Genomic DNA, 19,946 nt, shown 5'->3' on the forward strand with positions numbered 1-19,946 from the left:
CCCCCACGGCTCTTCTTTGTCCGCCGCCCGCCGGACCCCCGGGGGCTTCAGGGCCTCAAGGCGTCAGGGGCGGGCGGGGGCCGTCCTGGCCGGGATCGCGCGGCGGCCGGGGCTCGTCGTGCTTGATGACCTCGCCCTGGACGACCTTGCCGTCCGGGCGGCCCATCCTGGCCTGCTGAGCCTGCTGGAAGGCGTCGCCGAAGCCACCGGGACCGGCCGCGCGCATCCGGCGCTCCAGCGACCGTTCGACCCGCCGGCTCAGCATCGTGCGCACCGGCGGGATCAGCAGGACGAGGCCGACGGCGTCGGAGACCAGCCCCGGCAGCATGATCAGCAGACCGCCCAGCATCAGGAAGCCGTTGCCCGAGGTGGGTTTCGCGCTCTCGTCGGTGCTCTCGGGGGCGTCGGGGTCCTGCTGCCGGCGCTGCGCCTGCTGAAGGGTCTCGGTGAGATTGCGGAAGGCCCGGCGGCCCGCCCGCTTCACGACGACCGAGCCCAGAAGGCCCGCGCCGATCAGCAGCGCCAGCACGGTGAACCCGTTGGTCGCGCCGGCCACCACGATCAGCAGCCAGATTTCGAGCACCAGCCAGACGGCGATGCCCAGGGGGACAAATTTGCGCGCGCGGGAGCGCTGCGGAGCCGCGGGAGGCGGTGCGCCGGTCGTCATGGTTCCAGTGTGCCTGGCGGCGGCACGCCTTGTCGTACGAGGGGCGGACCGGATCAGAGAGGCTTGCGGCCGAGCACGCGGTTGGCCCGTGTCCCGACACCCCACGCGGTCACCCGCCAGAGTGCTTCCACGAGGATGTCCCGGCTCATCTTGGAGTCGCCCAGCTCCCGGTCGACGAAGGTGATCGGCACCTCCACGACATGGCAGCCGGCCTCGACGGCACGGCGCGCGAGGTCGACCTGGAAGCAGTACCCCTGCGAGGCGACCTCGTCCAGGCCGAGCCTGTCGAGCGTCTCCGTACGGAAGGCGCGGAAGCCGCCGGTGATGTCGCGCAGCGGGAGGCCGAGCAGCGCCCGTGAGTACGTGCTGCCGCCGCGGGAGATCATCTCGCGCGTCCTCGGCCAGTTCACCACCCGGCCGCCGGGCACCCAGCGCGAGCCGAGCACGAGGTCGGCGCCCTTGAGGGCGGTCAGCAGCCTGGGCAGTTCCTCGGGCTGGTGGGAGCCGTCGGCGTCCATCTCGACCAGGACGCCGTAGCCGTGCTCCATGCCCCAGTGGAATCCGGCCAGATAGGCCGCGCCAAGTCCTTCCTTGCCCTTGCGGTGCAGGACATGGACCTGGCTGTCGTCGGCGGCGAGTTCGTCCGCGATCTTCCCGGTGCCGTCGGGGCTGTTGTCGTCGGCGACGAGGATGTCGGCCTCCGGGACCGCCGCGCGCAGGCGGGTGACGGTCCGTTTGATGTTCTCCGCCTCGTTGAAGGTCGGGATGATCACCAAGGCTGCGCCGAGCGGGCCGTACTGCCTCTGACCACCGTCGTTCACAACTGCCCCTTAATCGCCGTACGCAGAAGTACCACCTTAGCGAGCACGCGGGGGGTCGCTGTCCACACGGTGGCGGGGTTCCCCACGGGAGGGGGCGCGCGGGCGGCCGGAATCCGCCCGCGCGAGCGCCGGGCGGGCGATCCGGGTCCTGCGGATCGGGTCCCGGCGTCCTTCGGGCCGACCTGGGACCCGCCGGCTGCGAGTCGACCGAGAGCCGTTGTCTACTGAACGCCGGGGCCCTACCCGGGTCGCACCCGCCGACCGGCGGAATCCTTCCCTCGCCCCCGAGGCGCGGGCGCTGAACCTGGCTCCCAGTGGCGTGCGCCGGTGCGGCACACACCCCATGGCCCAGCTGCGTTCGACGACTGCGTGGAAGTTGCCGGTCGGACGTCCTTTGGTGGACCCGGCCGAACCTACCGGCCGGTCAGTGCCTGCTGTCAATACTCCTTTGACCTGCGGCATTTACCCGTTTCAGCAGGTCAGCGGGGAAGATCCGCTGGTCGCGACAGTGGCCGGCGGGCATCTGTCGGCGGTACGGAAACACGGGTACATCACTCGTTCGGTCGCAAGAACACCGTTCGCCCGCCGACCACGGTCCGCAGACAGACGGGCAGGGCCGCGCCCGGTGTGAGATCGGGCAGACCGGGCGTCCCCGAGCGCGGGTCGGTGGACCAGCGGGAGACCCGGTCGTCGGGGGTCTGGACGATCAGTTCCGCGGTGCGCCAGACCGCGTAGTCGGCGGGTGCGCCGGGCACGAGTACGCCGGTGTCGTCCCGTCCGGCGGCGCGCCCCCCGCCGCGCGTGTGGGCGGTGAAGGCGGCGCGTACGGAGACGCGGTGGGCGGGTGTGCGGTGGAAGGCGGCGGCCCTGATGGTGCCCCACGGGTCGAGCGCGGTCACCGGGCTGTCGGAGCCGAGGGCGAGCGGGACGCCGGCGCGCAGGAGGGCGGCGTACGGGTTGAGGGTTCCGGCGCGGGTCACGCCGAGCCGATCGGCGTACATGCCCTCCGTACCGCCCCACGCCGCGTCGAACGCGGGCTGGACGGAGGCGGTGAGGCCGAGTTCGGCGAAGGCGGCGACGGTCTCGGGGGTGAGCATCTCGGCGTGCTCGACCCGGTGGCGGGCGGCCCGGATCCGGGAGAGGCCGAGCGTCTCGGCGGCGGCGCGCGTCCCGGCGACGACCGCCCCGATCGCGGCGTCTCCGATGGCGTGGAAGCCGGCCTGGAGACCGGCTTCGGTGCAGGCGGTGACATGTGCGGCGATGTCGGCCGCGTCGAGGTGCGCGGTGCCGGTGTGGGGCGCGTCCGCGTACGGCTCGTGCAGCCAGGCGGTGTGCGAACCGAGGGAGCCGTCCACGAAGAGATCGCCCGCCGCGCCGACGGCACCGAGTTCACGGATCCGCGCCGCGCCCTTGTCGTCGGCGATCGCTTCGGCCCAGTAGCCGTAAACGCGTGGGCCCGCCTCGTCCTCGGCCAGCCGGAGCAGCCCGGTGAGGTCGTCCTCGCCGGAGATGTCGGGGCCGGCGCACTCGTGGAGCGTGCCGATGCCGAGAGAGGCCGCGCGGGCGCGCGCGGCGCGCTGGGCCCCGGTGCGCTGCGCGGGGGTCACGGCGGCGTGTGCGGCGGCCCGTACGGCGTGGTGCGCGTCGCCGGTCAGCGGGGCGTCGCGGTGGAATCCGGCCAGTTCGGTGACGCCGGGCACCAGATCGAGCAGGGCGGTGGTCACCACGGCCGAATGGACGTCGACGCGCGTCAGATAGAGCGGCCTGCCGTCCGCGGCCTCGTCGAGCTCCCGACGCGTGGGCGCACGGCGCTCGGGCCACCGCGAGGCGTCCCAGCCGTGCCCGAGGAGCACCCGGTCGCCGGGGTGCGCCGTGCGGTGGGCCCGTACGAGCGTGAGGGCGTCACCGAGCGTTCCGGCGCCGGTCAGGTCGAGTCCGGTGAGGGCGAGGCCGGTCGCGGTGGTGTGGACGTGCGCGTCGGTGAACGCGGGGGTGACGAGGGCGCCTTCGAGGTCGACGGTCTCGTCGACACCGGAGGCGAAGGAGTCGGCGGCGCCTTCGGAGCCCACCCAGGCGACATGACCGCGTTCGACGACCATCGCGGTGGCGAAGGGGTCGGCGGGGCTGTGGACTTCTCCACCGCGCAGCAGCACGGTGCGGGGTTCGCTCTGGGGGGCGGCGCGATCGTTCATGGGGCCAGTCTCCCGCTTCGCGGGACCAGGACGGCAGGCAGGGGTGAAGTGGGGCACCCGGCGGGTGAGCCGAGGGGTGACAGCGGCCCAGGGCGCCCCGGAGGCGGACCGGGCCCCTCAGAAGTGCGGCGGCCGTGCTTCGTACGGGGTGGACAGGACGACCGTCGTACGGGTCGAGACCCCCGCCAGTGTGCGGATACGGGTCAGCAGGTTCTCCAGCGCCAGCGGCGTCGCCACCCGCACCTTGAGGATGTAGTTCTCCTCGCCGGCCACGCTGTGGCACGCCTCGATCTCGGGGATCGGGGCGAGCCGTTCCGCGATGTCGTCCGGCGCGCTGGGGTCGAAGGGTTTGACCGAGATGAACGCGGTCATGGGCAGGCCCACGGCTTCCGGGTCCACCACGGCGGCGTAGCCGCGTACCACTCCGCGCTGCTCCAGCCTGCGGACGCGCTGATGCACCGCCGAGGTGGACAGACCGGTGGCCTTGCCCAGGTCGGTGTAGCTCATCCGCCCGTCCTTGACGAGCAACTCCACGATCTGACGATCCAGCTCCTCCATGCGGATCAACCTATTGCCCATGGTCACTTCCGGCACAGTCGGCGGTGTACCGGATCGTCACCTGCGCCGGGCATGTGACGAACACCACAGGTATGTCACGGGGTCCGTCGAGACCTCACGGTTACCTGAGGCGCGCGACGGGAATTGCTTGCTGTGGTCGAGGCCGCACGTGGCTGTCGGCCCACCCGAGGGGGAGTGTCTCCATGCAGAGCCTGAAGCGCACCGGACGTATCGAACCGGAGCCCGTTGATCTCGTCGAGGCCGATGAGTTCGACTTCTACGACACCTTCGAGATGTTCCGGGTCGTGTGCCCGGACTGCTCCCAGCCGATCGCCCTGCTGGCCGACGAGGACAGCCTTCCCGAACACGCGCTGTGCCCCAGCCCGTGGAACCCTTTCGTGCTCACCGTCTGCGCGGGTACGGGCCGTTCGGCCACGGACGCCCGGCCGGCCGACGAGACGCTCGACGCCCAGGAGCAGGACACCGCACTGCTGCTGACGCTCCCTCAAGGACTGGACTGGCGCACGCAGCCGTTCTCCCACGCGGGTGGCCCGGGTTCACGCCCGTTCAAGGTGCCGCATCTGCGTGGCCAGGCCGCCGCCTGACGCCTCGTCGCCGCTGACGTCGTCGCCGCTGACGCCTCGTCGCCGTCCGACGCTCCCTCACATCGAGCGGACCGCTCGTCGGTCCCGCTGTCCCGTCCGCCGGTTGGCGACTCCCGACGGACGGACCAGTACGGACGGACGACGGGGTTCAGCGGGTCTCGGGCCCCGCGAGATGACGGGCGATCACCATGCGCTGGATCTGGTTGGTGCCCTCGACGATCTGGAGCACCTTCGCCTCGCGCATATAGCGCTCGGCGGGGAAATCGGCGGTGTATCCGTAGCCGCCGAGCACCTGAACGGCGTCCGTGGTCACCTGCATCGCCGCGTCCGTGCAGAACAGCTTCGCCATCGCCGCCTGGCGGGAGAACGGCAGACCCGCGTCCCGCAGCCGCGCCGCCGCGAGATACAGGGACCGCCCCGCCTCGATCCGGGTGGCCATGTCGGCGAGCATGAAGCGCAGGCCCTGGAAGTCGGCGATGGGGCGGCCGAACTGCCGTCTCCCGGTGGCGTATTCGACCGCCTCGTCCAGGGCTGCCTGGGCGACGCCCACGGCGCACGCGGCGATTCCGAGCCGGCCCGAGTCGAGCGCGGCGAGGGCGATCGCGAACCCCTGCCCCTCGTCGCCGATCCGTCGGTCGTCGCCGATCCGGACGCCGTCGAAGTGGAGTTGGGCGGTGGGCGAGCCCTTCATGCCCATCTTCTTCTCGGGTACGGCGGCGGCCAGTCCGTCGGCGTCGCCCGGCACCAGGAAGGCGGAGATGCCGCCGGCGCCCTCGCCTCCGGTGCGCGCGAGCACGGTGTAGAAGTCGGCGATGCCGCCGTGGGTGATCCAGGCCTTGGTGCCGGTGATCACCCAGTCCTCGCCGTCCCTGACGGCCTTCGTGCGCAGTGAGGCGGCGTCGGAGCCCGAGGAGGGCTCGGAGAGGCAGTACGCGCCGAGCAGGCCGCCGCCGAGCATGGCGGGGAGGTGCTTGGCCTGCTGGTCGGGGGTGCCGTACGCGGCGAGCGCGTGGCAGGCCAGGGAGTGGACGCTGACGCCGAGCCCGATGGTGAGACGGGCCGCGGCGAGCTCTTCCAGGACCTGGAGGTAGACCTCGTACGGCTGGTCGCCGCCGCCGTGCTCGGAGTCGTAGGGGAGGCCGAGCAGTCCCGATCCGGAGAGGAGGGTGAAGGTCTCCCGGGGGAAGTGGCCCGCCTCCTCCTCGTCGGCCGCCGTGGGGACGATCTCCCGCTCGACGATGTCGCGTACGAGTGCGAGCAGGTCCTTGGACTCCTCGGTGGGCAACTGACGTTCCACCGTTCGCGGGGCGCGGTCGGGCATGGCGGCGCTCTCCTCCCTGTCGGGACGGTACGGCGGCCGCGCACTGGGTGTGGCGGCGGTCACCGGTCGAGGCCCGGGGTGTCCCCCGGGCCGGAATACTGCCCAACCGATGCTGCCTTCCCGGGTTACGGGAGGGGCTGACCAGCGGCTGTGGCGCGTTGAGTATGCCCGATCGGCGGGGTGCAGTCACGGGAGGTCAGCCCCTGTGCGGGTTCCGCTTCGGTTCCGTTTGGCCGCCCTCGGATCTCGGTCGCACTCACCGGGAAGTTGGTCCGCACCATTGACCCACTGGTCTAGTCCTTCTACCGTCCGGGTGAACACACTTCACGTCCGTGCCACGTCGACGGCCCGGACCTCGATCTCCCTCCCCACGAGGAGACCTCATGCTCAGACCGCACCGTCCCCGCGCCCGTTTCCGGGCGCTCGTCGCGGCCGCCTGTACGGCCGTTCTCGGCGTGTCCCTGCTCGCCGGCGCCGGTACCGCGGCGGCGGACCAGGAGAAGGCCCCGGCGGCCCCCACAGCCGCCGGTGAGAAGGTCATCGGATACTTCGCCAACTGGGGTGTCTACGACCGGAATTACCACGTCAAGAACATCCAGACCTCCGGCTCCGCCGACAAGCTGACGCACATCAACTACGCGTTCGGCAACGTCCAGGGCGGCAAGTGCACCATCGGTGACTCCTTCGCCGACTACGAGAAGGCCTACACCGCCGACCAGAGCGTCGACGGTGTCGCCGACACCTGGGACCAGCCGCTGCGCGGCAACTTCAACCAGCTGCGCAAGCTCAAGGCGCTCCACCCTGACCTCAAGGTGATCTGGTCGTTCGGCGGCTGGTCCTGGTCGGGCGGGTTCGGAGAGGCGGCCCAGAACCCGGCCGCGTTCGCCGAGTCCTGCCACGACCTGGTCGAGGACCCGCGCTGGGCCGATGTCTTCGACGGCATCGACATCGACTGGGAGTACCCGAACGCCTGCGGTCTGACCTGTGACACCAGCGGGCCCGACGCCTTCACCAACATGGTCTCCGCGCTCCGTACGGAGTTCGGCGGGGACAGCCTCGTCACGGCGGCCATCACCGCCGACGCGTCCGAGGGCGGCAAGATCGACGCCACCGACTACGGCGCGGCCGCCCAGTACCTCGACTGGTACCTGCCGATGACGTACGACTTCTTCGGCGCGTTCGCGGCGCAGGGCCCCACGGCTCCGCACTCGCCGCTCACGTCGTACGAGGGCATCCCGCAGGAGGGCTTCAACTCCGACGCGGCGATCACCAAGCTGAAGGCCAAGGGCGTACCGGCGGAGAAGCTGCTGCTGGGCATCGGCTTCTACGGGCGCGGCTGGACCGGGGTCACCCAGTCCGAGCCGGGCGGCAGCGCGACAGGCGCGGCGGCAGGCACGTACGAGGCGGGCATCGAGGACTACAAGGTCCTGAAGAACACCTGCCCGGCCAACGGCACGGTGGCCGGTACGGCGTACGCGCACTGCGGCACCGACTGGTGGAGCTACGACACACCCGCCACCATCGGCACCAAGATGGACTACAAGAACGAGCAGGGCCTGGGAGGCACCTTCTTCTGGGAACTCAGCGGCGACACGGCCGACGGCGAGCTGATCAAGGCGATCGACTAGCACGGCCGCGGGCGCCGGACGGGCCGGTCGGGCCCGTCCGGCGCCCGCGTCGTACCGCTCAGCGCCTCAGAGACCGGTGTACGGGCGGAAGTCCGGGTCCGCCGGCGGCGCCGGGCAGTCCGGCGCGAACTCCTCGATCGTGTTGAGCGTGTGACGCAGCATCCGCACCAGCAGATCGCGCGGGATCTCCCGGGTCAGCTCCTCGCGGTGCTCCAGCCATTCGAGGGTCAGCCACTCCACGCTGCTGAGCCAGCCCAGCAGGGCGAGTCTGGCGATCGGCGGGATGTCCCGGCGGCCGTACGCGGCCTCGGCGACGGTGGAGACCAGTCCCGTACGCACGGCGTCGCGGATCGCCTGCACCTGGGTGTCGAAGCCGACGCCGCCGGTGATGATCGTGCGGTAGGCGGCCTCGTTGAACTCGGCGAACCGGAGATAGGCCTCGACGGTGCGCTGCACGCGCTGTGTGTTGGGCAGATCGCCGCCGCCCGACGCGAGCGAGACGAGATCCATCACCGAGTCCTCGATGATGGCGAGGTAGTAGCCGCGCTTGTTCTTGAAGTAGTAGTAGATCAGCCCTTTCGCGACACCCGCGTGCTCGGCGATGTCGTCCATGGACAGGGCGTCGTACGACGTGTCGGCGAACAACTTACGGCCGGTGGCGATGAGTTCGGAGCGGCGCGTCTGCGCCCGCTCGCTCTCGCCACGCTGCTGCCTGTTGTTCAAGTCCGCGCTTCCCAGTCTCGGCCGTCACAGGAGATCCGCAGTATTGCAGACCCGCTGACAAGGGCCGGGACCGGCGTCGACGACGCCCTGCCGGACCGCCGGGGCGTGTCTCCTAGCGCACGCCGACGGCCTCCAGGGCCTTGCGCTGGGCGGCGGTGGGCTCCGTGGGCCAGTAGAGGTAGCAGACGCCGCCCGTGCCCGAGGTCACGGTGCCCGCGGCGTTGTACCGCTTCGTACGGAGCCAGATGTTCTCCCACTCGCGCCGCTTGTAGACCCGGCGTACGGCGGTGTTGCTCGGTGAGGCCGGGTCGTTGGCGATCACGTCGCCGGCGGCCGTGAAGCCGATCACGGTCATCAGATGGCCGGAGGTGCCGTAGCCCGCGCCGGTCAGCTCCTTCTCCAGGAAGGACTGCGAGGTGATGACGGGGATGCCCGCGCGGATCAGCCGCTCGACGTCGGTGAGCGAGCCGAGCCGGGTGACGACGGCGTTCATGTCCTTGTAGCTGGTCGCGTAGGCCGCGTTGAACGGCCAGTTGCCGCAGCCGTCGTACTGGTAGTCGAAGGTGAACCGGGCCGCGTGGCAGACCTGCGGGTCGGCGAAGTCCGGGTTCACCCAGGCCAGGTCGGCCGCGGTGGGCTTACGGCCCCAGTACTCGATGATCATCTGCGAGGAGGTGGGGCTGCACCAGGCCTCCCCGCCGTTGTCGTACTCCGGGTACTGGCCGATGTGCGTGTTCTGCGAGTAGCGCGGCACGGTCAGCTCGCGCGTCACCCCGTGCGCGGCGGCCGGGACGGTGAAGCGGTCGGGGATGTCCGAGGCCATCGCGCCGACCCGGCGGACCGTGGGGGTGAGGGTGGTGCCCGGCTTGCGGTAGAGCGTGAGACGGAGCTGGTACGACGCCAGCCGCAGGCCGCTCGCCGGGTCGTCGATGGCGAAGGTGTCGGTCCAGACGGTGCTGCGGTCGTCCGTCTGGTCGTCGACGGACGTACGGCGGATGTCGCCGTCCCCCGACGCCCAGCGGCCCATCACGTACCAGGGGGTCGCCACGCCGTCCGAGTAGGTGCCGCGCAGCTCGGTCTGGATCCAGGTGCCCGCGGGGGTCTCCGCGTTCCAGGAGGCGATCGCCTCGGTGGCCGGGACCGTGGAGCGGTGGACGGGCGAGGTCCAGGTCGCGTACTCCCAGGTGCTGGTCGTGCCGGTGTGCGGGTCGGCGTAGTCCCTGCTGCCCGCGGGGGTGGCGACGACGAGGCCCGACCGGCTGCCGGTCAGAACCTTCGTGCCGTTGCCGGTGCCGCCGCGCCAGTCGGTGGACGAACTCCAGAAGCGGTTGTCCACGGGAGTGCCTGCGCGACGGTGGGCGGCCGACGGGCCGGGGCGGGCGGACGGTGCGGAAGGGGCGGCGGAAGCGGCCGCCACGGCGGGCGCGGCCGCGGAGAGCGCGCCCGCGCCGGCCGCGGCGAGGGCGGTGGCGAGCACCGTGCGGCGCGACGCCGAGCTGCTCGGGGAAGGAGCTGGGTTGTTCATCGGACCCCCGGGTCACTGGTCTGGTGCACGACAATCCGTCAACTATCTCGGGTCCCGGACGGCTTCTGCCAGCGATTCGCCTCGCGTCGCCCGACCAATATTGGTCTCCACCAGTGACGTGACCCGCCTCGGGGGCGCCCGCCTGCCGAGCGGCGCCGGTCCCCGGGCGCCCGCGCATAGGGTGGCCGGGTGGACGACCTCACCGAAGCCGCCATGACCCTGCGCGCGCTGCCGCCCTCCTGCGGGCCGGTACGGCTGGTCGCGGTCGACGGCCACGCCGGTTCCGGCAAGAGCACCTTCGCCACGCGGCTCGCCGCCGCGCTCGGCGGGGCGCCCGTGCTGCGACTGGACGACCTGGCCACGCACGAAGCGTTCTTCGACTGGACCGAACGGCTCGCCGAGGATGTGCTCGGACCGCTCTCGCGCGGGGCTTCCGCGCGGTACGCGCCGTACGACTGGACCCTGCGGCGCTTCCGTACGCCCCGCCCACTGCTCCCCGCGCCGGTCGTGCTGATCGAGGGGGTGGGCGCGGGCCGGGCGGCGGTACGGCCGTGGCTGGCGAGGCTGTTGTGGATGGACCGGGGCGCCGAGGAGTCCTGGCAACGGGGCCGTGAGCGCGACGGACCGGACCTCTCGGCCTTCTGGGACGCCTGGACGCGTGCCGAGACCCGCCATTTCGCGGCTGATCCGTCGCGTCCGTACGCCGATGCGCTGGTACGTGAGTGGCAGGAGGGGTACAAGTGGCTGCCCGGAACTCCTGCGACCGCACCGCAGGACCGCCCTGTCACCCACGGTGAGCAACCCTTTCCTCCGTACTGAGCAGTCGGAAATCAGCCCCGAAGGGGCCTCAACTCGGCTTGACCAAGGGGTGGGACAGGTCTTACGTTCTCAATGTGCGGCTTTTCGGAGCTGCCCAGACGCGAAGCCCCCGGTTGTTCCCCCGTGATCGGGGGCTTCGTTCTGCCCTCTTCGCCACCTCCCCGACGCCGCCTCCCACCCAGCGATCACCCTGGGTCACCGGCGCGGGCGGGCCGGCTGCGCCCTTAGTCGCGCACCCTCTGCGCAGGTACGATGCATCCCGGTGGGGTCAATTCCCGTCCACGACAAGGTGGTTCAGCACGCTCTGCCGACGGGCGCCCGCCCGGCGGGACATCACGGGGTCATGGTTGGTGGGGGGCCTGATGGACATCGGCACGCAGGGCGCGGGGGCCCCGGCCGATCTCGCGTGGGTGCGTGGTGTGGATGCCTACACGATGGGGGCGTATCCACAGGCGGAGGAGGAGTTCCGGGAGGCCGTACGGCACGATCCCGGTATGGCGGACGGCTGGCTCGGGCTGCACGCGCTGCGGGTCGACACCACGACCGCGCTGCTGCACATGTACCGCCACCGTGACCGCTTCGGGGAGCAGCGCTCCCGCCACCGCCGCACGCTCAACTCCTGGTACTGGCTCGGCTGGTGGGTGCAGCCCGTGCTGGAGAGCCGGCGCGATCTGCTGCTCGCGCACGCCTCGCACTGGCTCGACGGCCGGCATGTGCCCGAGCTGGACCGGGCGCTCGCCGGACTGCCGCCCGTGGACGCCGATGCGCATGTGCGCTTCCTGCACGCCTGCCGGGCCTATCTGGTCAAGGACTGGGACCAGTTGGTGCGCCACACCGAATCCCTCGTCAACGACCCCCTGCTGGGCATCGAGGCGGGGCTCTTCGGCGGGATGGCACGCGTCCGGCTGGAGATGTACGGACAGGCCGAACCGCTCCTCTCGACCTCGCTGATGCGCTGCCGCAGCGAGCAGCCGCAGCGCAAGGAGCTGCGCTACTGGCTGGCCCGCGCACACGAGGGGACCGGCCGCAGCGCCGCGGCGCTGCCGCTGTACCGGGCCGTGCACCGTATCGACCCCACCTTCATGGACACCGCCGCCCGGCTCGCCGCGATCACGGACTCCGACGGGTACGACGGGGCGGACGACTCGGCCGGCCTCGCGTCGGTCGCGCTGGCCGGCTTCGGCCAGGACTCGGTGGACGCGCAGGCCGACGGTGAGTATCCGGGGGGCTCCGACCCGCGGCCGGGCGTCGACGCGCAGTCCCCGTACGGGGTGGGTGTGCCGCCGGACCCGGTGGACCCGGTTGACGTGATCCGGGAGAAGGCGCGCGGACCGGCGCAGCCCGCTCCCCCGCAGTTCCCCGACCGTCCGACGGATCCGGTGCTGCTCGCCGAGGCGCTGGCCGAGCTGGAGCGGATGGTCGGTCTGGAGCCGGTCAAGCGGCAGGTCAAGGCGTTGTCCGCGCAGCTCAACATGGCGCGGTTACGGGCCGGTCAGGGGCTGCCCGTGCAGCCGCCCAAACGGCACTTCGTCTTCTCCGGCCCCTCGGGCACCGGGAAGACGACCGTCGCGCGCATCCTCGGCCGGGTCTTCTACGCGCTGGGACTACTGGGCGGGGACCATCTGGTCGAGGCCCAACGGGCCGATCTGGTGGGCGAGTTCCTGGGTCAGACGGCGGTGAAGGCGAACGAGCTGATCGACTCGGCGATCGGCGGTGTGCTCTTCGTCGACGAGGCGTACAGCCTCGCCAACTCCGGGTACAGCAAGGGCGACGCGTACGGCGACGAGGCCCTTCAGGTGCTGCTGAAGCGCGCCGAGGACAACCGGAACCATCTCGTGGTCATACTCGCCGGCTATCCGGAGGGCATGGACCGGCTGCTCGCCACCAACCCCGGGCTCTCGTCCCGCTTCACGACGCGCGTCGACTTCCCCAGCTACCGCCCCCTCGAACTCACCGCGATCGGCGAGGTGCTGGCCGCCGAGAACGACGACGTGTGGGACGAGGAGGCGCTGGACGAGTTGCGCAGCATCAGCGGCCATGTGGTCGACCAGGGCTGGATCGACGAGCTGGGCAACGGCCGCTTCCTGCGCACGCTGTACGAGAAGAGCTGCGCGTACCGCGATCTGCGGCTCTCCGGCTACAGCGGCACACCGGGCCGCGACGATCTGGCCACGCTGCGGCTGCCGGATCTGATGCAGGCGTACGGCGAGGTGCTGTCGGGCCGGGGACCGGTGAACCGGGGCCCCCAGGACCCCCCGGGGCTGTAGGAGCGCCCCGCGGGGCGCCCGGCGCGGTCCCGGTACCCAACCGGGACGTGTGCCCCGGGAACCCGGGACCTGGGCGGATCTACTGTGCGCATCTACCGTCGCGACCGGCGACGTTCCCCCGCGTTCGGGGAGGGCACCGGGGGTGACCGGAAGTAATGGGGAACACAGTGGAATTCGGCACAGTGGAATTCAGCGTGCTCGGTCCGGTGCGGGTGGTCTCGAAGGGGCGTGAGATCCCCGTCCCCGGCCGGAAACAGCGGACGATGCTCGCCGCCCTGCTGCTGGCCGGCGGGCGGCCGCTCTCCGACGACCGCCTCACGGCGGTGATGTGGGGAGGGCGCGCCCCGGCCACGGTCGGCGCGCAGCTCTGCACGTACGCCTCCCTGGCTGCGCACCCGGCTCGGGCCCGCCGCCGAACTGCGCAGGGTGGATAGCAGCTACCGGCTCGGTGTCACCGACGGGCTCGTCGACGCGGCCGAGTTCGACCGGCTCGCCCGCGCCGGGCACGAGGCGCTGCGCGCCGGCCGGCCGGGGGTGGCGGCGCCGCTGCTGCGGTCGGCCCTGGGGCTCTGGCGCGGGCCCGCTCTCGACGGCGTCACCCAGCAGCTGCGGGATGCGGAGGTCCCGCAGCTCGACGAGGCGCGGACCTCGGCCCTGGAGAGCCGGATCGAGGCCGAGCTGGCCCTCGGTGAGCACCACGGGCTCGTCCCCGAACTCACCGGCCTGGTGGCCAGGTACCCCTTGCGGGAGCGGCTGCGCGCCCAGTGGATGACGGCCCTCTACCGGTGCGAGCGGCAGGCGGAGGCGCTGGCCGCCTACCAGGAGGGCCGCCGGATCCTCGTCGAGGAGCTGGGGGTCGATCCGGGGCCCGCGCTGACCACCGCCCACCACGCCGTGCTTCAGGGGCGCCTCGGCCTGGAGGCTGTCTGACCGGACTCGGGCGGCCACTCCGGGTAGGGGAAGGACTGGAAGTCCACGTCGAGCCGGGCGGGGCCGCGCGGGAGCCAGTGCGCGGCCAGCTTCCGCACGGTCGACCTGGGCACGGGCGGGTTGACGTTCTGCTGGTCGGGATCGGCGGTGAGCTGGACCGCGCACCCGAAGGCGTTGAGCGGGGCGATCTCGGCCCAGCGCCCCGGTGAGATACCGAGGAACATCATCGCGCGGAGGGTGACGTGCCAGACGGGGTAGCCGCCGGGCGGACTGCCGGTCATCACATGGAGTTTGCCGGTGCGCGGGTCGTAGAGGACGCCCTGGCCGAACCAGCCGAAGGCCTGGGCCAGCCGGTGGTCGTGCCGGTGGTAGACGCTGTCGATCACTTCGAGCTGGACACGGGACATCACGGACAGGGGTTCCTTCAGAGGTTTCGCCCAGTCGGTGAAGTCGCGTGGATAGTCGGGCGAGTTGACCATGTCGAGCCAGGTGCGCAGCAGGGTGACGTCCCAGCCGGTGCCGAGGGCCGCGATCAGTGCCAGGAAGGCGTCCGTGAACTCCTGCGTCGGATGGTGGAGGGTGGCCTCGTCGAGCAGGTACCAGAACTCGTTCGCCCGCCGGTCGCCGAGCATCCCCGGGACCGGAGGAAGGTCCTCGCCCTCCCGGTCCGTCTTCCGGTCCGTCTTCCGGTCCGTCTTCCGGTCCGTCTTCCGGTCCGTCTTCCGGTCCGCGGTGGTGGCCCGGCCCGCCGCCGCGGCGGGGAGGGCACCCGCCGCACCCAGCGCCCCGGCCAGTCCCCCGGCCGCGGAGACGGCGAGCGCCGTCCGCAGTATCTGCCCTCGCCCACGGGCCGGCATCAGCTCATCCCCTCCGGCAGCCAGAACGACTGGAAGTCCCGGTCGAGACGCTCGATGCTCCGGGGCAGCCAGGAGGCGGCCAGCCGCGCCACGGTGGCGGGCGGCAGCGGCGGGTTGACCTTGTCCTGGGCCGGTTTGGCGACCGTCTGCAGGGCCCAGGCCCAGCCGAGGGCGCGTGCGGACAGCTCCCAGCGGCGCGGTTCGATGCCCAGCAGCATCATGGCCCGCAGGACCACGTACCAGGTGTGGTAGGCGCGCGAGGGCTCCTCCCCGACAGTGTTCATGGTGTGCACGAGGTACGGGGCGTGTCCGCGCGGGTCGAAGAGCACCCCTTCGCCGAACCAGCCGTAGGCCCTGACCAGTTCGTGGTGGCGCTGACCGTAGTAGGTGTCGGCGACGTCGAGCTGGACGCGCGAGAGCAACTCCAGCGGCTCTCTGATCGGCTCGGCGTACGCGGTGAAGTTGGCCGGGTACTCGGGCGGTTCGACGAGCTCCCACCACTTCTCGCGCAGGGTGCGTTCGAAGGGCGGGCCGGCGTAGGCGCTGATGGCCGCGTAGGCGTCCGTCACCTCCTGCCAGGCGTTGTAGTAGGTCTTCTCGTCGTAGACGTGCCAGAACTCGTTGGCCCTGCGGTCGCCCCGCATGCCGGGCACGTCGGGGAGTGCGGGGTCTCCGCGGCCGGGCGGGGCCGCGGTGGCGGACGGGGCGCCTGCCGCCACCAGCCCGAGGGCGGCCGCGCCGCCCAGTGAGCCCCGGAGGAGCAGTCGTCGGTTGACCTCTGTCGGCACAGTGGGCCGCCCTTCTCCTGAAGACACGCTTTTCCGTCGTGGTCAGGAGCGTAGGGAGGGCGGCTATACGCCTTCCGATCGTTCTTCTGTGCGTTCTTCTATACGTTCTTCCCTCAGGTCGGCCTCGGGGGGCCGGAGTTCACCGGCTCAGCCTTCGACAGGCCGGCGCGGCGCCGCCGACACCAGCCCCGTCTCGTAGGCGGCGATGACCAGTTGGGCACGGTCACGGCTGCTGAGCTTGGTCAGCAGATGGCTCACATGGGTCTTCACGGTGGCCACGCTCAGCCGCAGCCGCGCGGAGATCTCCGCGTTCGACAGCCCCCGCGCGACGAGGGTGAGGACCTCGCGCTCCCGGTCGGTGACACCCTCAAGCCGTCGCGGCGGCCGGTGGACGGGCTCGGGGCCGCGGACGAACTCGGTGATCAGCCGCCGGGTGACGGACGGTGCCAGGAGCCCTTCGCCGGCGGCGACCACCCTGATGCCGGTGAGCAGGTCGGCGGGGGGGTACGTCCTTCAGCAGGAATCCGCTGGCCCCGGCGCGCAGCGCGGCCTAGACGTACGAGTCGAGGTCGAACATGGTCAGCATGAGGACGCGTACGCCCGCGGTCCCGGTCGCCCCGCAGATCCGCCGGGTCGCCTCGATGCCGTCCATCTCCGGCATCCGGACATCCATGAGGACGACATCGGGGAGTTTCTCGTGGGCGAGGTCGACCGCCTGCGCGCCCGTGGCCGCCTCGCCGACCACGGTGAAGCCTGGCTCGTTGTCGACCAGGACCCGGAAGCTGCCGCGCAGCAGTGCCTGGTCGTCGGCCACCAGTACCCGGACCGCCTCGCTCATACCGTCACACCGCCCGGTCTCGGGGACGGTTCACGGGGAATCCTGGCCGAGACGGCGAAGCCGCCGTCGGTACGCGCCCCGGCGCTGAACGCGCCGCCGTACACGGCGACCCGCTCGCGCATGCCGATCAGGCCGTGCCCGCCGCCGGGCGTGGGTCCCGGCGGCACCGGTCCGCCCCGGCCGGCGCGTCCGTCGTCGGTCACCTCGATCCGTACCTCGCGCGCGGTCGTCTCGACGAGGACCCGGCAGTGTGCCGGGGCCGCGTGGCGGGCCGCGTTGGTCAGTGCCTCCTGCACGATGCGGTAGACGGTGAGTCCCATCGCCTCGGCAGCCGGTCCGTGCCCCGTACGTCCATGTCCATGCGCAGCCCGGCCAGTTCGGCGCGTTCGGCGAGGGTGGACAGTCCTTCGGGACCGGGGGTCTCCACGGCCCCAGCTCACCGGCGGGTGGAAGCGGGGCGGCTGCGGAGCGTCGAGCTGCCGGGCCGCCAGGTCCAGCGAGTGCGCGAACGAGGTGCGGTCGGCGACGCTGCGGAACGTCGTGGCCAGGCTCCACCGGTTGACCGCACCGAACCGGTGGGCCATCCGGATGCCGAGCAGCGGATTCCGGCGGATCAGCGACCAGGCGAACAACGGCGCCACGCCGAACAGTTCGTCGCCGCCGAGCCCGATGAGATGGACCGAGGCGCCGTCGCCGGCCGCGTCCCGCGCCAGCCGCTCCATGTGCGCCCGGTTGCGGCTGAACAGCAGCGGGCCGGAGTTGACGCGTTGATGGGGGCCGAAAACCGGCCGTCGCTCCCTGCCGGAGGGACCGGTTTCGGCCCCTCCGGTAGTGGGTGGGCTCAGCGCGCCAGGGCCTGCCCGGCCTGGTCGGCGCGCTGGTGCGCCGGCCGCGTCGCCTGCCGGTGGGACGGGTCACGTACCTCGCCGACGAGCATTTCCAGTACGTCCTCCAGGGCGACGAGGCCCAGCACCCGGCCGGTGGGGTCGGCGACCTGCGCGAGGTGGGTGGCGGCCCGGCGCATCACGGTGAGGGCGTCGTCCAGCGGCAGTTCGGCCCGCAGGGTCGTCATCGGCCGCCAGACGCGCTGAGGTACGGCGCGCTCCCTCTCCTCCAGGTCGAGGACGTCCTTGACGTGCACGTACCCCATGAAGACCCCCGCGTTGTCGGCGCAGACCGGGAAGCGGGAGAAGCCGGTGCGCACCGTCAGCTCCTCGATCTCGCGGGGCGTGACGGCGGGTGTCACGGTCACCAGCCCGGCCCGGGTGAGCAGGACGTCGGTGACCGGCCGGGAGCCCAGCTCCAGGGCGTCCCCCAGCCGTTCCCGCTCCTCCGGTTCGAGGAGGCCGGCCTGGCCGGAGTCCTCCACGAGGCGGTTGAGCTGTTCGCTGGTGAAGGCGGCCTCCACCTCGTCCTTGGGCTCGACGCCGAAGGCCCGCAGGACCAGCGCCGCGCAGGCGCCGAGGGCGGCGGTGACGGGACGGCAGAGACGGGCGAAGCCGACGAGGCCGGGGCTGAGCCAGATCGCGGTCTTCTCCGGCGCCGCCATGGCGAGGTTCTTCGGCACCATCTCCCCGATGACGAGGTGCAGGAAGACGACCAGGGCGAGGGCGATGACGAAGCCCAGCGGATGGATCAGCCCCTCGGGCACATGGGCCGCGTGGAAAAGCGGTTCGAGGAGATGGGCCACGGTGGGCTCGGCTACCGCGCCGAGCGTCAGGGAGCAGATGGTGATGCCGAACTGCGCGGCGGCCATCATCTGCGGAAGATTCTCCAGACCGTGCAGCACCCGTCTGGCGCGGGCCGATCCCTCGGCGGCCAGGGGTTCGATCTGGCTGCGTCGTACGGAGACGAGTGCGAACTCGGCTCCTACGAAGAATCCGTTGGCGAGGACGAGCAGGACGGCGAAGAAGAGTTGAAGAACGCTCACCGGGCCGCCTCCGCCCTGGCCGTGGCGGACGCGGGCGTCGACGTCTGCTGTGGTGCCGGTGCCGGTGCCGTGACCGGTGCGGGCGCCGTGGCCCGGACGGTGATCCTGGCGGGCGCCGGCCGTGCGGCCCCTACGGCGGCCGGGGCGGGCACGTCGCCGGTGCGCACCAGCCGGACACGCTCGGCCCGGTAGCGCCCGACCTGCCGCACGGAGAGCCGCCAGCCGGGCAGCTCCGCGCGGTCGCCCGGGGCGGGGATACGGCCCAGCAGATCGGCGACCAGCCCCGCCACCGTCTCGTACGGTCCGTCCGGGACTTCGAGCCCTATCCGCCGGAGGGTGAGGACCCGGCAGCTGCCCTCGGCGTCCCAGGTGGGGCGCCCGTCGTCGGCGGCGACGGAGACGAGTTCGGGCCGCCCGTCGCCCTCGCTGTCGTGCTCGTCCAGGACCTCGCCGACCAGTTCCTCGACGATGTCCTCAAGGGTGACGACCCCGGCCGTACCGCCGTACTCGTCGACGACCACGGCGATGGGCTGCTCGCTGCGCAGCCGCTCCAGGAGCTGCCGCACCGGCAGCGTCTCGGGCACCAGCTGGGCCTGCACGGAGATCCGGCCGACCGGCGCGCGTCCCCGCTCGTGCGCCGGGACGGCGAGCGCGTCCTTGAGATGGGCCATGCCGACGATCTCGTCGATGCGCTCCCGGTAGACGGGGAAGCGCGAGAGGCCGGTGGCCCGGGTCAGATTGAGTACGTCTGCCGCGGTGGCATCCGACTGGAGGGCTATGACCTTCACCCGCGGGGTCATCACGTGCTGGGCGGTGAGGTGTCCGAGGGACAGGGTCCGTACGAACAGGTCGGCGGTGTCCTGTTCGAGGGCGCCGGCCAGCGCGGAGTGCCTGGCCAGCGAGACCAGCTCACCGGGCGTACGGGCCGAGGCCAGCTCGTCGGTCGGCTCGACCCCGAGCAGCCGCACCAGCCGGTTGGCCACCGCGTTGAGCAGGGTGATGACGGGCCGGAAGACGGTGGCGAACAGATGCTGGGGCCCCGCGACGAAGCGCGCGACCTGCAACGGCCGGGAGACCGCCCAGTTCTTCGGTACGAGTTCCCCGATGACCATCTGGACGGCGGAGGCGAGGAGCACGCCGATCACCACGGCGACCCCGGACACGGCCCCTTCGGGAAGACCGGTGGCGGTGAGGGGGCCGTCGAGCAGCTGGGCGAGCGCCGGTTCGGCGAGCATGCCGACGACAAGTGAGGTGATGGTGATGCCGAGCTGGGTCCCGGAGAGCTGGAAGGACAGCTCCCGCAGGGCCCGGACGACGGCACGGGCGCGGCGGTCGCCCGCCGCGGCGGCGCGTTCGGCGTCCGGCCTGTCCACGGTCACGAGACCGAACTCGGCCGCCACGAAGAAGCCGTTGGCGAGGATGAGAAGGAATGCCGCGGTGAGCAGCAGCAGGGGGATGGTCATGCCGCCGCCTCTTC

General features: G+C 71.9%; 18 protein-coding genes and 1 pseudogene. 6 read left to right on the plus strand and 13 right to left on the minus strand.

From position 1 onward, the window contains the following. Positions 1–55 precede the first annotated feature (55 nt). The 4 genes from fxsA to IEY79_RS21335 all read right to left on the minus strand — a co-directional run bounded on the left by fxsA (position 56) and on the right by IEY79_RS21335 (position 4,238). Positions 56–667 carry an FxsA family membrane protein gene (gene fxsA / locus IEY79_RS21320; RefSeq protein WP_189109162.1) on the minus strand — a complete coding sequence of 204 codons (612 nt, stop codon included), beginning with the start codon at positions 665–667 and terminating at the stop codon, positions 56–58. 53 nt (positions 668–720) lie between these two features. Beyond that, positions 721–1,488, minus strand: a complete 768-nt coding sequence (locus IEY79_RS21325) for a polyprenol monophosphomannose synthase (protein ID WP_189109163.1) — start codon at positions 1,486–1,488, stop codon at positions 721–723. Positions 1,489–2,039: 551 nt separating this feature from the next. Beyond that, the gene (locus tag IEY79_RS21330) at positions 2,040–3,680 is read right to left on the minus strand and encodes an amidohydrolase (protein WP_189109164.1); all 1,641 of its coding nucleotides are present in this window, start codon (positions 3,678–3,680) and stop codon (positions 2,040–2,042) included. Positions 3,681–3,797: 117 nt separating this feature from the next. Next, positions 3,798–4,238, minus strand: a complete 441-nt coding sequence (locus tag IEY79_RS21335) for an Lrp/AsnC family transcriptional regulator (protein ID WP_189109165.1) — start codon at positions 4,236–4,238, stop codon at positions 3,798–3,800. A 203-nt stretch (positions 4,239–4,441) separates the two neighbouring features. On the opposite strand from IEY79_RS21335, the gene IEY79_RS21340 reads away from it, so the two are divergent. Next, positions 4,442–4,843, plus strand: coding sequence for a hypothetical protein (locus tag IEY79_RS21340; protein WP_189109166.1), 402 nt, complete (start codon positions 4,442–4,444; stop codon positions 4,841–4,843). 148 nt (positions 4,844–4,991) lie between these two features. Here the strand turns inward: IEY79_RS21340 and IEY79_RS21345 are convergent, their stop codons facing one another. Then, positions 4,992–6,164 (minus strand): acyl-CoA dehydrogenase family protein, encoded by a 1,173-nt coding sequence (locus tag IEY79_RS21345; RefSeq protein ID WP_189109167.1) that lies wholly within the window; start codon positions 6,162–6,164, stop codon positions 4,992–4,994. A gap of 383 nt (positions 6,165–6,547) precedes the next feature. On the opposite strand from IEY79_RS21345, the gene IEY79_RS21350 reads away from it, so the two are divergent. Then, positions 6,548–7,792 (plus strand): glycoside hydrolase family 18 protein, encoded by a 1,245-nt coding sequence (locus IEY79_RS21350; protein WP_189109168.1) that lies wholly within the window; start codon positions 6,548–6,550, stop codon positions 7,790–7,792. Positions 7,793–7,858: 66 nt separating this feature from the next. Here the strand turns inward: IEY79_RS21350 and IEY79_RS21355 are convergent, their stop codons facing one another. Further along, positions 7,859–8,515: a TetR/AcrR family transcriptional regulator gene (locus IEY79_RS21355; RefSeq protein ID WP_189109169.1), complete on the minus strand. Its 657-nt coding sequence runs from the start codon at positions 8,513–8,515 to the stop codon at positions 7,859–7,861. 112 nt (positions 8,516–8,627) lie between these two features. Next, positions 8,628–10,040 (minus strand): C39 family peptidase, encoded by a 1,413-nt coding sequence (locus IEY79_RS21360; RefSeq protein WP_189109170.1) that lies wholly within the window; start codon positions 10,038–10,040, stop codon positions 8,628–8,630. Positions 10,041–10,229: 189 nt separating this feature from the next. Between IEY79_RS21360 and IEY79_RS21365 the strand changes: the two genes are divergently transcribed. From IEY79_RS21365 to IEY79_RS21375, 4 genes are all read left to right on the plus strand, one after another. Continuing rightward, a complete protein-coding gene (locus IEY79_RS21365; RefSeq protein WP_189109171.1) occupies positions 10,230–10,859 on the plus strand; it encodes a uridine kinase family protein in 630 nt (209 codons plus the stop codon). Between the two features lie 362 nt (positions 10,860–11,221). Beyond that, the gene (locus IEY79_RS21370) at positions 11,222–13,126 is read left to right on the plus strand and encodes an AAA family ATPase (protein ID WP_189109172.1); all 1,905 of its coding nucleotides are present in this window, start codon (positions 11,222–11,224) and stop codon (positions 13,124–13,126) included. 167 nt (positions 13,127–13,293) lie between these two features. Further along, on the plus strand, positions 13,294–13,560 hold the full coding sequence (locus tag IEY79_RS37435) for an AfsR/SARP family transcriptional regulator (RefSeq protein WP_229701011.1): 267 nt from the start codon (positions 13,294–13,296) through the stop codon (positions 13,558–13,560). Further along, a complete protein-coding gene (locus tag IEY79_RS21375; protein ID WP_229701012.1) occupies positions 13,553–14,056 on the plus strand; it encodes an AfsR/SARP family transcriptional regulator in 504 nt (167 codons plus the stop codon). The genes IEY79_RS37435 and IEY79_RS21375 overlap by 8 nt, the downstream gene beginning before the upstream one ends. Here the strand turns inward: IEY79_RS21375 and IEY79_RS21380 are convergent. The 6 genes and pseudogenes from IEY79_RS21380 to IEY79_RS21405 form a co-directional block, all read right to left on the minus strand. Continuing rightward, the gene (locus IEY79_RS21380) at positions 14,026–14,913 is read right to left on the minus strand and encodes a hypothetical protein (RefSeq protein ID WP_189109173.1); all 888 of its coding nucleotides are present in this window, start codon (positions 14,911–14,913) and stop codon (positions 14,026–14,028) included. The two genes, IEY79_RS21375 and IEY79_RS21380, sit on opposite strands and share 31 nt — an antisense overlap. Then, positions 14,913–15,701: a hypothetical protein gene (locus IEY79_RS21385; RefSeq protein WP_189109174.1), complete on the minus strand. Its 789-nt coding sequence runs from the start codon at positions 15,699–15,701 to the stop codon at positions 14,913–14,915. The genes IEY79_RS21380 and IEY79_RS21385 overlap by 1 nt, the downstream gene beginning before the upstream one ends. Positions 15,702–15,848: 147 nt before the next feature. Beyond that, a pseudogene (locus IEY79_RS21390) lies at positions 15,849–16,539 on the minus strand (response regulator). Further along, positions 16,536–17,261 (minus strand): ATP-binding protein, encoded by a 726-nt coding sequence (locus IEY79_RS21395; RefSeq protein ID WP_189109175.1) that lies wholly within the window; start codon positions 17,259–17,261, stop codon positions 16,536–16,538. The pseudogene IEY79_RS21390 and the gene IEY79_RS21395 overlap by 4 nt, the downstream one beginning before the upstream one ends. Positions 17,262–17,380: 119 nt before the next feature. Then, positions 17,381–18,469, minus strand: coding sequence for a hemolysin family protein (locus tag IEY79_RS21400; RefSeq protein WP_189109176.1), 1,089 nt, complete (start codon positions 18,467–18,469; stop codon positions 17,381–17,383). Beyond that, the gene (locus tag IEY79_RS21405; protein ID WP_189109177.1) at positions 18,466–19,932 is read right to left on the minus strand and encodes a hemolysin family protein; all 1,467 of its coding nucleotides are present in this window, start codon (positions 19,930–19,932) and stop codon (positions 18,466–18,468) included. The genes IEY79_RS21400 and IEY79_RS21405 overlap by 4 nt, the downstream gene beginning before the upstream one ends. Positions 19,933–19,946: the final 14 nt, after the last annotated feature.

Source organism: Streptomyces camponoticapitis, assembly GCF_014646115.1.
Classification (GTDB): Bacteria; Actinomycetota; Actinomycetes; order Streptomycetales; family Streptomycetaceae; genus Streptomyces; species Streptomyces camponoticapitis.